Origin of the sequence: Marinobacter sp. LV10R510-11A (assembly GCF_900215155.1) — a bacterium.
Taxonomy (GTDB): domain Bacteria; phylum Pseudomonadota; class Gammaproteobacteria; order Pseudomonadales; family Oleiphilaceae; genus Marinobacter.
This window is the reverse complement of record NZ_LT907980.1, coordinates 3,639,055-3,651,871: the sequence shown is the minus strand read 5'-3', so window position 1 is coordinate 3,651,871 and position 12,817 is coordinate 3,639,055. Positions and strand designations below refer to the sequence as shown.

Annotated in this window: 11 protein-coding genes; 7 read left to right on the top strand and 4 right to left on the bottom strand. The window is 54.8% G+C overall.

What is annotated here, in order from left to right; genetic code table 11:
• Positions 1-23: 23 nt before the first annotated feature.
• The 3 genes from CPH80_RS17565 to dauA form a co-directional block, all read right to left on the bottom strand.
• On the bottom strand, positions 24-1,613 hold the full coding sequence (locus CPH80_RS17565; RefSeq protein ID WP_096279874.1) for an isocitrate lyase: 1,590 nt from the start codon (positions 1,611-1,613) through the stop codon (positions 24-26).
• 145 nt (positions 1,614-1,758) lie between these two features.
• Entirely contained in the window at positions 1,759-3,705 is a 1,947-nt protein-coding gene (locus tag CPH80_RS17560; RefSeq protein ID WP_096281746.1) for a CASTOR/POLLUX-related putative ion channel, read from the bottom strand.
• Between the two features lie 32 nt (positions 3,706-3,737).
• Positions 3,738-5,489, bottom strand: coding sequence for a C4-dicarboxylic acid transporter DauA (gene dauA / locus CPH80_RS17555; RefSeq protein ID WP_096279872.1), 1,752 nt, complete (start codon positions 5,487-5,489; stop codon positions 3,738-3,740).
• 62 nt (positions 5,490-5,551) lie between these two features.
• Here dauA and CPH80_RS17550 point away from each other — a divergent pair, with 62 nt between their 5' ends.
• Together CPH80_RS17550 and CPH80_RS17545 are read left to right on the top strand one after the other, a co-directional pair.
• The gene (locus CPH80_RS17550) at positions 5,552-6,571 is read left to right on the top strand and encodes a ChaN family lipoprotein (RefSeq protein WP_172898618.1); all 1,020 of its coding nucleotides are present in this window, start codon (positions 5,552-5,554) and stop codon (positions 6,569-6,571) included.
• Complete coding sequence (locus CPH80_RS17545; protein WP_096279870.1) at positions 6,568-6,819, top strand: hypothetical protein; 252 nt, start codon at positions 6,568-6,570, stop codon at positions 6,817-6,819. Before CPH80_RS17550 ends, CPH80_RS17545 begins: the two co-directional genes overlap by 4 nt.
• Positions 6,820-6,851: 32 nt before the next feature.
• Here CPH80_RS17545 and CPH80_RS17540 read toward each other — a convergent pair whose 3' ends face one another.
• Positions 6,852-7,919 (bottom strand): beta-N-acetylglucosaminidase domain-containing protein, encoded by a 1,068-nt coding sequence (locus CPH80_RS17540; protein WP_096279868.1) that lies wholly within the window; start codon positions 7,917-7,919, stop codon positions 6,852-6,854.
• 176 nt (positions 7,920-8,095) lie between these two features.
• On the opposite strand from CPH80_RS17540, the gene CPH80_RS17535 reads away from it, so the two are divergent.
• From CPH80_RS17535 to CPH80_RS17515, 5 genes are all read left to right on the top strand, one after another.
• A complete protein-coding gene (locus CPH80_RS17535; RefSeq protein ID WP_096279866.1) occupies positions 8,096-9,136 on the top strand; it encodes an acyltransferase family protein in 1,041 nt (346 codons plus the stop codon).
• Positions 9,137-9,188: 52 nt separating this feature from the next.
• On the top strand, positions 9,189-9,647 hold the full coding sequence (locus CPH80_RS17530) for an ATPase (protein ID WP_096279864.1): 459 nt from the start codon (positions 9,189-9,191) through the stop codon (positions 9,645-9,647).
• Positions 9,648-9,785: 138 nt separating this feature from the next.
• Positions 9,786-10,862, top strand: coding sequence for a TRAP transporter substrate-binding protein (locus tag CPH80_RS17525; RefSeq protein WP_096279862.1), 1,077 nt, complete (start codon positions 9,786-9,788; stop codon positions 10,860-10,862).
• 99 nt (positions 10,863-10,961) lie between these two features.
• Entirely contained in the window at positions 10,962-11,507 is a 546-nt protein-coding gene (locus tag CPH80_RS17520; protein WP_096279860.1) for a TRAP transporter small permease subunit, read from the top strand.
• Positions 11,504-12,799, top strand: a complete 1,296-nt coding sequence (locus tag CPH80_RS17515) for a TRAP transporter large permease (RefSeq protein ID WP_096279858.1) — start codon at positions 11,504-11,506, stop codon at positions 12,797-12,799. Before CPH80_RS17520 ends, CPH80_RS17515 begins: the two co-directional genes overlap by 4 nt.
• The last annotated feature ends 18 nt before the right edge of the window (positions 12,800-12,817 follow it).

Sequence of the window (12,817 nt, the reverse complement as noted above, 5' to 3'; positions counted from 1 at the left end):
CGGGAGCACAATAAACCGTTCGCTTAGAACTGGTTCATGGTGTTGTCTCCACCACCGGCTTTCAGCGCAGCATCACCTGCGAAGAACTCCTTGTGGTCGTCACCGATGTTAGAACCGGCCATGTCCTGGTGCCGAACAGTGGCGACACCCTGACGGATTTCTTCACGCTGTACGCCTTTAACGTATGCCAGCATGCCTTCTTCACCGAAGTAGCCTTTGGCCAGATTGTCAGTAGACAGCGCCGCAGTGTGGTAAGTCGGCAGAGTGATCAAGTGGTGGAATACACCCGCTTCCCGAGCAGCGTCGCGCTGGAAGTTGGCGGTCCACTCGTCAGCCAGCTGACCCAGCTCAGTGCTGTCGTACTCTTCGCTCATCAGCTTAGGACGGTCGTATGCAGATACGTCCTTGCCTTCTTCAGTCCACGCGTCAAATACCTGCTGACGGAAGTTCAGAGTCCAGTTGAACGATGGGCTGTTATTGTAAACCAGCTTGGCATCTGGAACTTCTGCCTTGATGCGGTTAACCATGGCAGCGATCTGGCCAACGTGCGGTTTCTCAGTCTCGATCCACAGCAAGTCAGCGCCGTTCTGCAGGCTGGTGATGCAGTCCAGAATAACACGGTCTTCACCCGAGCCTTCTTTGAACTGGAACAGGCCAGATGCCAAACGCTTAGGCTTAACCAGCTTGCCGTCTTGCTTGATCACAACGTCGCCGTTGTTGATGTCTTCAGCGTTTTCGATAATGTCGCCATCGATAAAGCTGTTGTACTGGTCGCCCAGGTCACCTGGCTCATCGGTTACAGCGATTTGCTTGGTCAGGCCAGCACCCAATGAGTCAGTGCGGGCAACGATAACACCGTTGTCCACACCCAGCTCCAGGAACGCCAAACGAACAGCGTTGATCTTGGACAGGAAGTCGGCGTGAGGAACAGTAACTTTACCGTCCTGGTGGCCACACTGCTTTTCGTCAGAAACCTGGTTTTCGATCTGAATGGCGCAAGCACCCGCTTCGATCATTTTCTTGGCCAGCAGATACGTTGCTTCGTCGTTACCGAAACCCGCATCGATGTCTGCAATGATTGGTACAACGTGAGTTTCGTGGCTGTCGATCTGCTTGATTAGCTCAGCTGCCTTGGCAGTGTCGCCCGCTTTTTCAGCGGCTTCCAGATCGCGGAACAGATGGTTCAGTTCCCAAGAGTCTGCTTGACGCAGGAAAGTGTACAGCTCTTCGATCAGGCTAGGTACAGATGTCTTCTCGTGCATAGACTGATCAGGCAGTGGACCGAACTCGGAGCGCAGTGCAGCAACCATCCAGCCAGACAGGTACAGGTAACGACGCTTGGTGCTGTTGAAGTGTTTCTTAATAGAAATCATCTTCTGCTGACCAATAAAACCGTGCCAGCAACCCAAAGATTGGGTGTACTGAGCCTTGTCGTTATCGTAGTTAGCCATGTCTTCGCGCATGATATCGGCGGTGTACTTGGCGATATCCAGACCGGTTCTGAATTTATTCTGAGCGCGCATACGAGCAGCGTGCTTAGGGTTAATAGCGTTCCAGGTCGGGTTTTGCTTCAGTACGGCTGCAATGGCATCGACGTCGGTTGCGTAAGGCATGTTTCGATCCTTAGTGTTGATGATTTAGCTACGTTGCCCAATACTCTAATGGCTTAAGATTCATAATTGAAATTTATATAATCTATTTTCATCATTTTTCTTATGAATAGTACTAAGTGAACAGCTTTGTCGCCTACCGCAAGTTTCAGGACTGACAAAGCACAACCAGCCGGTCGCCGGGCTGCAAATCCAGATACTCCCTGCGCGGCGGGTTCATCACCAGGCTCCGGCCACGAGCGTCCGCGGTGGCACAGAAAACGCCAAGAGCAATTTCACCTTCCGCAGCCAGTACTCTTTCCACTACGTGAAAATCCGCGCTTGCCGGCAGCGGGTAGTCGCCAGGATCTCGAAACTGAATTTCTGCACCACCTACCGTAAAGAGCTCCTCTAACACCACTCTCAACTCGCGCCTCAGGGCAACCTGAGCCAAAACATGGCTGAGAATCATAGGGCTAATGAGCATTTCGCTCTGGTGGCCGTAGAGCAGATGGCGGTTATCTGAATCACTCAGTTCCATAATCAGCTGTGGGCGCCCGGGTGCTTCAGCCAGTATGTCTTCAAGCTGAAGATAGCCAACCATTGTCCGTGCATCGGCCTCTTCACCAGAGGCCAGCCGATCACTACTAAGCAGTATAATGGTGTCGTAACTGGCAGGATTGATCCGTCGCAATTCATCTTCAACCATATAGTCAGCTTCAATATGATTATAGCTTTCAAGAGCCTTCCCGACAGCATACCGACTGAGCGCATACTCACGTTCGGATATGGGCACAACGGACACAATATCCAGCACAGGCTGACCGGAACCATAACTTGCGAATTCCGCCATCAGGCTGGGAACTCGGCGGTTCCAGCCGAGCAGCAAAATGCGGCAGCCTGCCAGCTCTTGTGCACGCTCAAAGTGCTTTGCTTCGCCACGAATAATCTCCGGCAACACAGGCGCTTTCGGGTCTGCATCCGTTTCAGAGTAATCCCGGGCTACCATGACAACCTGATCTTCAGCTTTTATACGAGTTGTCGATGGCGCGGCTAACCGAATATCCCAACCCTGCTCACAATGGCGAAGCAGCCCCAGTATGATCACACCCGGGCGCTGGGATGCCAGTTCTCCCAGCGACAGGCCCACTATCGAGTCGCCTCCCCGAACGTAGATCTCATTGCCTTCGCCCGTGGTGAGCAACTCGTTATAGACCTCAGACAACCCTGGATGCAGCACGTTCTGCACCATCAGGCGGCTAATAGTGGCGTTGCCAGCAATCACTTCAATAGGTCCCGGGTAAGCGCGCTCAACCACCGGAAGTTTACGGATATCCTGAATCTCTGCGACCACAAAGGGCAAGGGCGCCTGGTATTGCCGTGCCTGAGCCGCAATCGACAGCAGGGCTTTAACGGTTTCCATATCCGCGGTTATCAGGCTGCCAGCTTCGTAAGCCGCGCTGGGCACAATAACCGCGGCAGCATCAAGACAAGCGACGCGATGCAAGGCATCTGGCTGAATGGCCGACCCCGAGCGCAGAATAATCTGGCGCGCGCGCCGGCCAATGCCAGGCTCATTACGCAGCTCATGGACCTGCGCCGCAGAAGCCTCCTCAGACAGCACCACAAGGTTCAGCTTCTGGGTATCGTGTTTTTCCAAAAACCGGCGCATGCGACCGGACGAACCCAGCAGTTCCGAGAGAAGTGGCAGGGTTTGGCTGGTCCACCCCAGCACAACCACATGGTTTTTCAGAGTAACCGGAGTAAGCCCACGCTCAAGTTCGGCCATTTTGGCGATTAGCCAACGGGTAAGAATGGCCACCAGCGTGCCCATGAACACCACATAACCGCTGATTGTCAGCAACGTTGAGACAAATCGCTGCCAGGTACCCACATCATCACCCAGATAGCCCGGATCGGTCAGCCGCAGAAAAGCCCACCAAACCGCAGACCCAGGATCGTCAAACTCTCCGCCCTGGGGCACCACGAGCAGGCCGCCAATGAGAGAAATCAGCCCGATAAAAATACCCACCACCAACAGCTGGAAGCCGGCGCCCTTCACCAGCTGCCGTTCTACAATAAACTTCACACGGTCGACGACTCGGAAAGGCAGCATGGCGGTCTTTTTCATCCGTTATATCCGATAGGTTATGAAAGCGTTGCGCGCTTTTGAGCCATGGATGATAAGGACAACTCCAAGGCCTCCCGCAGCGTCGACGTAAACTGCAGAACCCCTTCCACCGGCCCAATTCCACCGCGCGAAAGCGTTCGCAGAGGTTGCGACTGCAAATCAGCAATCACAATACGGGTGCCGTCATTCTGGCAGGTGGCGATCAACTTATTAAGGGCAGACAGTCCGCCTGCATCTAGTACGGTGACGCCATCCAGATACAGGATAAACCCGTCAACGTCTCGAGACAGCTCCGCGAGCTCGCCAAAAATGCGGTCTGCTGCTGCAAAAAACAACGGGCCATTAATTTTGAATACTCGCCAGCCCGCCGGCAGTTTTTCTTCGCTGACCCGTTTGCCCGTGGTTATATCGGTTACCTTGGTCATCTCAGCCATTTCACGCATGAACAACACAGCGGCCAGTAATACGCCGGTGGTAATGGCGATGACCATATCCAGGGCAACGGTAAGGGAAAAGCAGGTCAGGAAGACCAGAACATCACTGCGCGGCGCGGTCTTCAGCAGATGCACAGCCTTAGGCGCTTCGCTCATGTTCCAGGCTACCATGATCAACAGGGACGCCATGGCTGGCATAGGCAAGTAGGCCAGTACGCCGGCCAGGGACACCAACGCCAGCAGAACCACTGCGGCATGAATCATGGCTGCGACGGGCGATTCAGCACCGGCGCGGTAATTTGCGGCGGACCGGGCTATGGCTGCTGTAGCGGTAATGCCTCCGAAAAAGGGTACCAAAATGTTGCCAATGCCCTGCCCCATCAATTCGCTGTTGGCGCTGTGGCGCTTTCCGGTCATGCCATCAAGCACCACGGCACAGAGCAGCGATTCGATAGCACCAAGCATGGCGATGGCGAAAGCAGCGGGCAAGAGTTCGCGCACCATGCTCCAGGACAACCCGATAGCCTCGCCACTGGCATCAGCTTGCTGCCAGGGCCAGGCAAATTCCGGTAAAAAAGGCGGGATGCCAGCTCCCGTGCCGCCGCCCGGGAGCAGATAGCTGAACCTTGACCCTATGGTATCCACTGCGGCCCCGTTGGCGTTAAGCCACAGCGCCAACAGGCTTCCAATAACCACCGCCGGAAGATGGGGCGGAACCGGAGTCTTCAGGCGTGGCCAAAGCAGCATAACCGCAAGCGTAACCACGGCGACCAGCGCGCTCATGGAATCCAGCGCGGGGAAACTCTGCGCTAGCACTGCCAGTTTGTCCCAATAGTGCTCCGGCATGGTCTCTACCGAGAGACCAAAAAAGTCTTTTACCTGCAGGGTTGCGATCACCACGGCAATACCACCGGTAAACCCAAGAGTAACGGATTCCGGAATGTATTCGATAAAGCGGCCCAAGCGCATAATTGCCATGATAATCAGCAGAACGCCGGACATCAGGGTAGCCAGCAACAGGCCACCAAGGCCATAGGTTTGGGCGATAGGATAAAGAATAACGACAAAAGCCGCTGTGGGGCCGGAGACACTGAAACGGCTACCGCCGGTCAGCGCAATAATAAAGCCGCCTATGAACGCCGTATAAAGACCATACTGAGGCGCCACGCCGCTTGCGATAGCCAGTGCCATGGCCAGCGGTATTGCGATAATGCCCACGGTAACGCCTGCCATGAGATCGCGCACGAAACGGCGGCTGTTGTAGGGCTGATCAATGCAGGCTTCCCGAAAGGCGTGGGCAAGCCGGAGGGAAAAAAGATGGGCGCGATGGGACATACTGGCCTCGTGTCTAGAAATGCATACAGGTTGCGAGGCCTAACAGTGTATATAATTTTGCCATGAATAAATTATTCATCGTCGCGCTAGTTGTACTAATTGGCAGCCTGAACGGGTGTGCCGCCATGGTTTATTCCAACAAAAACAGCTCCGAAGCAAGACCACAGACCCTTTACGCAGCACGCCTGATTGGCTCATACAGCGGCGTTGAGCTGAGTGTCGAGGCGCTGGCCCAAAGGCTTGCGAAAACCGATGTGGTCGTCCTTGGTGAATACCATGGCCATCAGGCTGCTCACCTTCTGCAATCACAGCTTCAGGCTGCGCTTTATAGCCATAAGCCTTTGCAGGTGCTGTCCATGGAGCAGTTCAACATGGACAACCAAGCCGCAGTGGATACCTACCTGAGTGGTGAAACCGGCGAGGCCGAGATGATCGAAGATAGCAGCGCTTGGGACAATTACCGTGGCTCCTACCGGCCATTGGTGGAGTTCGCGCGCCAACATGCCATACCCGTCATTGCGGCCAACGCGCCCGCAAAAGTGGTACGTTGCGTTGGCCGGGAAGGCGCAGACTATCTGGGCAAACTGCCCGAAATCGAGCGGGAACGGCTACCGAACAACCCATTCATGGACACCCCGGCTTATCGCAAAAAGTTCATCGCTGCTATTACCGACAGCCATAGCGCCGCAGATGAAGCCATGGGGGAGCGCATGAACAACACGTACAAAGCCCAATTGTTGCGTGACAACACGATGGCTAGCCGCATACTGGCTGCCCGTGAAGCTCATCCTGGCCACCAGGTTGTTCACATCACCGGCACATTCCACAGCGAAGAACACTTAGGTACCGTTGCATTGCTTAAGCAACGCGCTCCGGACATTTCAGTTGCCGTTATTTCCCCCGTGGCCTGGCCAGCGGGCGCAAACGAGGCGCCCTTGCATAGCAACCGGCATAAGGGCGATTATCTCTACTTCATTCAGCCGCTACCGGAAGCATTCCGCAACGAAGAGCGCGAACAAAAAGCGATGTCTGCCAAATTTCGGCGACCCGCTAACGATACCTGCCAAGGAGATTCTCCATGAAAGTCATTGCTGCCCTTATTTTGGGTATCTGCGCCATTATTTCCGCCTCGTTTATCAGCGACGGCCTAACCGACCTGCGCACGGGCGACACCCTTAGCGAGGCCCAGGAAAAAGCGAATAGCAGCCGCAATGCCATCATGGCGTTCCTGAAACTACAGGCCCGGGACCAAGCCCCAGGGGTTTCCGAGCAACAGCATCCGGTGAAAACCGTGCGGGTGGTTTCAACTATCCAGTACTATCTACGTTAGTCCCGCTCCGCAACTTAAAGCAGTACGCGGCGTTACTGAGTCTGAACCATTTCGTCGGTTACCTGATACTCCCCAACCAGCCAGCGCAGAATTTCGCTGGCTGCGGGGTGATCATAGGCATCGTAGGTACGCATCAAGCTTTGGCGCTTTTCCTCGCTAATACGCCCGAGGCCAGCGTCCTGCAATACCAGAAGATCGGCATGAAGCTGGCCGGCCATTTCCCTCCCGAGCACTTCCTTCGCAGCACTAAGAAACGCATGTCCGTACTGGTATTCAGTGCCTTGGCGGTAAGATTCAGCCAGTGTTATCGCAGGAATCGTGGTCAGCACCGGCTGCAAGGCTGGGTTAATGCCATGCCCGGCTAGGTACGCGCCATTCGCCGCTGGGCGGCCGGTAAAACCACGCAGGTGCAAGTGTCGGGACATACGATCGCCGTCATTTACCGGGTAATTGTCCCAAAGCACCGGTTTGCGCCCCAGTTGCTCGCCCACTCGCTTCAAATGCCCGGGAGAAATCTCCCGAGAGCACACTTCCTCGCCCGTCCAGAACACCTGAATGTCATGATCCAGCCGGCGCCCCAAGGTTTCTAAGTAGCTATGCGGGCGTTCCCCGAACACCCGGTCCAGAACCGGGTCATCGGAGTAATAACTGGGGCAGATTGAAAGGTATTTGGCCTGCGTACGTTCACGGATCCAATGCATGATATCCGCCTGGGTTTCCGCAAGCTCTGGCGTATCGGCACGCATGTCGTCAAATAGAATGGCTAGCTCATCAATGCCAATGCGATCAAGCAGCTCAAGCTTTGCGGCAAGCGCGGTACGTGCGGCATCATCAAAACGATTAAAAATCTCAAAAGGACTCAACCCGATACCGAACCGCACCCCCTGCTTGCGACAAAACCGGCCAAACTCTGCCAGCTCGGATACCATCTCCGGTGGATGGGGTTCCTGCCAGCGTCGGCGCAGGAAAGCATCCGCCTTGGGGGCATATAGATAGAATCCGTAACCGTGTGGCGCCAGCGTACGCACCAGTTGTTGCCGCTCCTGCCAGCTCCATACCGGCCCGTAGAAGCCCTCGATAATCCCCAGCGTTGTGCTCATGATGCTCTCCCTGTCGCAGCCCGGTCCTTTGGCAGCCCGGTGAATTACCACATGGTATACCTGCGGCAAGCGAATGGTATATCCCATCCGTATTGCCGACTGCCAAAGCAGGCTACTATGAGTAAAATTCCGACGGAACCTGCTATGAAGCCTTTTCAAGCTCAGGCTAGGCTAGCCTGGGCAGTCTTGATGCACTGCGAGGCCTTGCAGCTCTCGGGGTCGTGCTTTTTCATTACCTGCCCTATTACGACAAGCTTTTCGGCCATTCATTCGAACTGCCGCAGCTGCTGACAGACACGCTGCTGTTCGGCCGCTACGGGGTGCACCTGTTTTTCATTCTCAGTGGTTTTGTCATCTTCATGACCCTTGAGCGCACCCGCAATGCCGTTTGGTTTGGGCTAGCAAGAGGGGTTCGACTCATGCCGGCACTCTGGGCAGGCATTACCCTCACTTTTGTATCGGTACACCTTCTCGGGCCGCAAAGCCGTGCTGTCAGCCTTGAAACCGCCTTACTCAACGCAACTTTGCTACATGAATACCTGGGTGCGGAGCATGTAGATGGCGCCTATTGGAGCCTGGTGATAGAAGCAACCTTCTACAGCTGGATGGCGCTGTTGTTCTACAGCCTGCGCGACTGGTCACGATTACGGCTGGCTTTCTGGGGGTGGATGCTGGTGAGCTATGCCAGCGTTATCTGGTGGAAGCAGATACCAAGCGGCCTCGAGTTTCTGGTCAAGGATTTAATGTTCGTAAAATACGCGCCACTGTTTATTGGCGGCATGTTGATTTTCCGAGTTTACAGATATGGTCGCCCGTTAGCTGGAGATGCGCTATTGCTAGCATTGGCTGTCTGCCACGGCCTGTTTGCTTACAAACTGCCATACAGCCTGTTCGTGTTAGGTTGCTTTGCAGTGTTTGCCCTGGCCGTTGCGGGGTATCTGGACTGGCTGGCCAATAAGCCCATGCTGTGGTTGGGCAGTCTTTCCTACAGCCTATATCTGGTGCACCAAAATATTGGCTACGGTGTGATTACCTTAAGCTACAACGCGGGCCTTCCGGGCTGGTTAGGTGTCAGCCTCGCAATTATCACCGCGCTTCTCCTTGCTTCGCTGATCCATTACTACATCGAGAAACCGGCTCAGCGACAGTTCCGAGCCTGGCGCAGCCGCACAGAAACTGCTCAGACAGTGGGAGCACCGGCCAAGGTTATTGACTAGACTCATGTTTGATCATCCAACTAAACAGACACTCAATTGATGGAGCTTTACCATGGAAATTAAAACCTTTGGAGATCTAATCGACTGGACCCGCCAAATGCACCTGCATCTTGCGAAGTGTCTGCGGGAGTCGGCCACGCAAAGTAGCAATGAGCGAATCGGAGCTCTGTTGGACTACGTGGCCGGCCACGAATCTATACTGGCGACAGCTGTGGGTGAATTCGAAAAGCAGGCCAAACCGAACGTTCTGAATACCCGAATGTACGATTATATCGACCACAGGACGCTCATATCCAGCCAGATTTGCGATGGACGATATGCCTCTATGGGCTTCGATGACATCGTGCGAGACATTTTTGCGTTCCACGACCAAATTCTTAGCCTGTACGAGACTCTGATTGGCAAAGCGGAAATCGAAGACGTCAGATCATTGCTGGAAGATCTGTTGGCGCTGGAGCAGCATGAAGCCAAGCAACTAGCCACCCAGATCGGCCGAATGAACGACCTCTAACGAAGCCTACGACCTAGGTCGTACCTAGGGCGTTTTCTATTTCGCTGGGTCAAAATACTTGCTAATGTGAACCGGTTTTAAGGCTTCCTCAAGAAAGCCTTGCTCGATCAAAAACAATGACAAAAGGATACAAGAGCAATGAAGATCCGTTCCGTTTTCTCTGCGGCGATCCTTGCCGTGGCAGCCACTTTTGCCTCGACGCAGGCACTGGCTCAGGACACATTTACCCTCACGCTGGCAGAAACCTGGGGGCCTAACTTCCCGATTTTTGGTGACACTACGAAAAACATGGCTGCCATGGCCGAGAAAATGTCCAATGGCCGCCTGAAAATCCGGATTGATTCCGCTAACAAGCACAAGGCCCCGCTGGGCGTATTTGATATGGTAAGGGCCGGACAGTATGACATGGGTCATTCCGCCTCCTACTACTGGAAAGGCAAAGTACCCAACACCCTGTTTTTCACCAGCATGCCCTTCGGCATGACGGCTCTTGAGCAGTACGCCTGGTTCTACTACGGCGACGGTATGGAGCTGATGCAGGAAGTGTATGAGCCCTACGGACTGAAGTCCTTCCCGGGCGGCAATACCGGCGTCCAGATGGGCGGCTGGTTCCGAAAGGAAATCAAATCTGTTGAGGATCTGCAGGGCCTGAAGATGCGGATTCCGGGCTTCGCGGGTGAGGTCTTTGCCGAGGTGGGCGTAAGTCCGACCAACATCGCTCCGGGCGAGCTTTACACAGCGCTTGAGCGGAACACCATCGATGCTGTTGAGTGGGTTGGTCCGGCGTTGGACCTGCGTCTGGGGTTCCAGCAGATTGCTGACTACTACTACACTGGCTGGCACGAGCCTGCGACCGAGCTACAGTTCCTGGTCAATGAGAAAGTCTGGGAGAAGCTGCCGGCAGACCTTCAGGAAATCCTGCGGATCTCCATGCGCACCGCAGCCTATGACATGCTGATCCAGTCTCAGCATGAGAACGCCAAGGCCTGGGCAAGCATCAAGCAAGAGTATCCGAACGTTCAGATCAAGAATTTCCCGGACGAAGTGTTCCAGGCCATGTACAAGGCTAACAAGAAGCTGCTGAAAGAGGCGGCGACCGGTGACGAGCTCGCGGCGAAGATTATTAAGTCCCAGGAAGACTATCTGAAGGATTCACGCGCTTACACAGACATTTCTGAGCGCGCATACTTAAACACTATGGGCACAGTGGAGTAAGATACAGGTTGTAATGGAGCCGGGTTCGCTCTGAGAGCGACCCCGGTTTTGTTGTTTTTAGCAATAGTAAAATCGCCAGCCCCTGGCGGAGGATTACGAATGCAGTGGATCATAAAGCTGGACGAGGGCCTGGCGCGCCTGTCCAATTTCTGCGGCTGGGTTGCCTGTGTCGCGATGCTGCTGATGGCCGGTAACGTTTTTTACGACGTTGTTGCCCGTTACGCATTCAATGAAGTATCCATCGGCATGCAGGAAATGGAGTGGCATCTTTACTCAGTGGTATTCCTGTTCGGCATCCCCTATGCGCTACGCACTGACGGCCATGTGCGTGTTGACGTGCTTTATACACTCTGGAGCAACAAAACCAAGGCATGGGTGAACCTGACCGGCGCCCTGCTCTTTGTGGTGCCATTCGCCTATCTGATCGGCCTTTACGGCTACGATTTCGCGCTGGACTCCTACAGTCTGGGTGAGGGCAGCGGTGATCCGGGTGGCCTGCCCTATCGCTGGATTATCAAAGCCGTGATTCCAGTCTCAGCGTTTTTTATCGCCATCGCGGGCCTCAACATGGCAACATTCGCCCTTCGCGTCATGTCTGGCGAAAAACAGTATGAAGGCGAGAACGGCGGAGGGGGACTCGCATGATCGGCATGATTATGTTCCTCGTCGCCCTCTTCATGCTGATGCTGGGCTTCCCTGTCGCTTTCACCTTTGGCGGCCTTGCTTTGTTTTTTGGTGTGTTTGCAGAAGGCATGGATCTGTTCGCCTTCATGCCCTATCGCATCATGAGCGTTATGCAGAATACCGTTCTGATGGCCGTTCCTCTGTTTATTTTCATGGGCGTTGTCCTGCAGCGCACCCGCCTGGCGGAGCAGCTTCTGACTTCCATGGGCCGTCTGTTTGGCGGCCTGCCCGGCGGTCTGGCCATCTCTACCATTCTGGTGGGCGCCCTGCTCGCAGCCTCCACCGGCGTTGTAGGCGCCAGTGTGGTGGCGATGGGCCTGATTTCGCTGCCGGTCATGCTGGCTCACAACTACGACAAGCGCCTGGCCGCTGGCACCATCTGCGCAGCGGGTACGCTGGGCCAGATTGTTCCCCCGTCGATCATTCTGATTATTCTGGGCGATGTGCTCGGGCTTCCAGTCGGCGATCTGTTCCGGGCCGCCGTCGGGCCGGGCGTGGTTCTTATCGGGCTCTATATTGTCTATATCCTGATCATGACCCGCTTCAAGCCCGAGACGGCTCCGGCCATGCCGCCGGACAACAGCATTTCCCGTAAAAAAGAAGTGATGAATGCGCTGCTGGCGATCATCCCGCCGCTGGCACTGATCGTGATTGTGCTTGGGTCGATTTTTGCTGGCATTGCCACACCCACAGAATCCTCAGCATTGGGCGGTGTCGGCGCGATTGTTCTGGCCATCATTTACCGTCAATTCTCATTCAAGATGGTTTGGGATGCCTCGAAAGATACGGTCAAAGTGACAGCCATGGTGTTCGCCATCCTGATCGGCGCAACCGCCTTCTCCATGGTCTTCAGCTACACCGGTGGCGACTACTTGCTGGAAGAGTGGATGCTGTCGCTACCTGGCGATAAATGGGGCTTTATCATTCTGGCCATGCTGGTCATTATGGTGCTGGGTTTCTTCATCGATTTTGTCGAAATCTCCTTCATCATCGTGCCCATTCTGGCGCCGGTGGCCGAAGCCCTGGGCATCAACATGCTCTGGTTTGCCATTCTTATCGCTATGAACCTGCAAACGAGCTTCCTGACCCCACCTTTCGGGTTCTCTCTGTTCTACCTGAGGGGGGTCGCACCACCGCAAGTGCGAACGATCGACATCTACAAGGGGGTGCTGCCGTTCATCCTCCTGCAGGTGTTTGTACTGGCGCTGATTGTGATTTTCCCTGAGTGGTTCGGTATGAGCTCGTCGTACTAACCTGACAAAAGCTGGACA

What these genes read in the sequence shown, in the direction of transcription:
- CPH80_RS17565 (WP_096279874.1), bottom strand. Translation starts at nt 1,613, where the DNA reads ATGCCTTACGCAACCGACGTCGATGCCATTGCAGCCGTACTGAAGCAA.
- CPH80_RS17560 (WP_096281746.1), bottom strand. Translation starts at nt 3,705, where the DNA reads ATGCTGCCTTTCCGAGTCGTCGACCGTGTGAAGTTTATTGTAGAACGG.
- dauA (WP_096279872.1), bottom strand. Translation starts at nt 5,489, where the DNA reads ATGTCCCATCGCGCCCATCTTTTTTCCCTCCGGCTTGCCCACGCCTTT.
- CPH80_RS17550 (WP_172898618.1), top strand. Translation starts at nt 5,552, where the DNA reads ATGAATAAATTATTCATCGTCGCGCTAGTTGTACTAATTGGCAGCCTG.
- CPH80_RS17545 (WP_096279870.1), top strand. Translation starts at nt 6,568, where the DNA reads ATGAAAGTCATTGCTGCCCTTATTTTGGGTATCTGCGCCATTATTTCC.
- CPH80_RS17540 (WP_096279868.1), bottom strand. Translation starts at nt 7,919, where the DNA reads ATGAGCACAACGCTGGGGATTATCGAGGGCTTCTACGGGCCGGTATGG.
- CPH80_RS17530 (WP_096279864.1), top strand. Translation starts at nt 9,189, where the DNA reads ATGGAAATTAAAACCTTTGGAGATCTAATCGACTGGACCCGCCAAATG.
- CPH80_RS17525 (WP_096279862.1), top strand. Translation starts at nt 9,786, where the DNA reads ATGAAGATCCGTTCCGTTTTCTCTGCGGCGATCCTTGCCGTGGCAGCC.
- CPH80_RS17520 (WP_096279860.1), top strand. Translation starts at nt 10,962, where the DNA reads ATGCAGTGGATCATAAAGCTGGACGAGGGCCTGGCGCGCCTGTCCAAT.
- CPH80_RS17515 (WP_096279858.1), top strand. Translation starts at nt 11,504, where the DNA reads ATGATCGGCATGATTATGTTCCTCGTCGCCCTCTTCATGCTGATGCTG.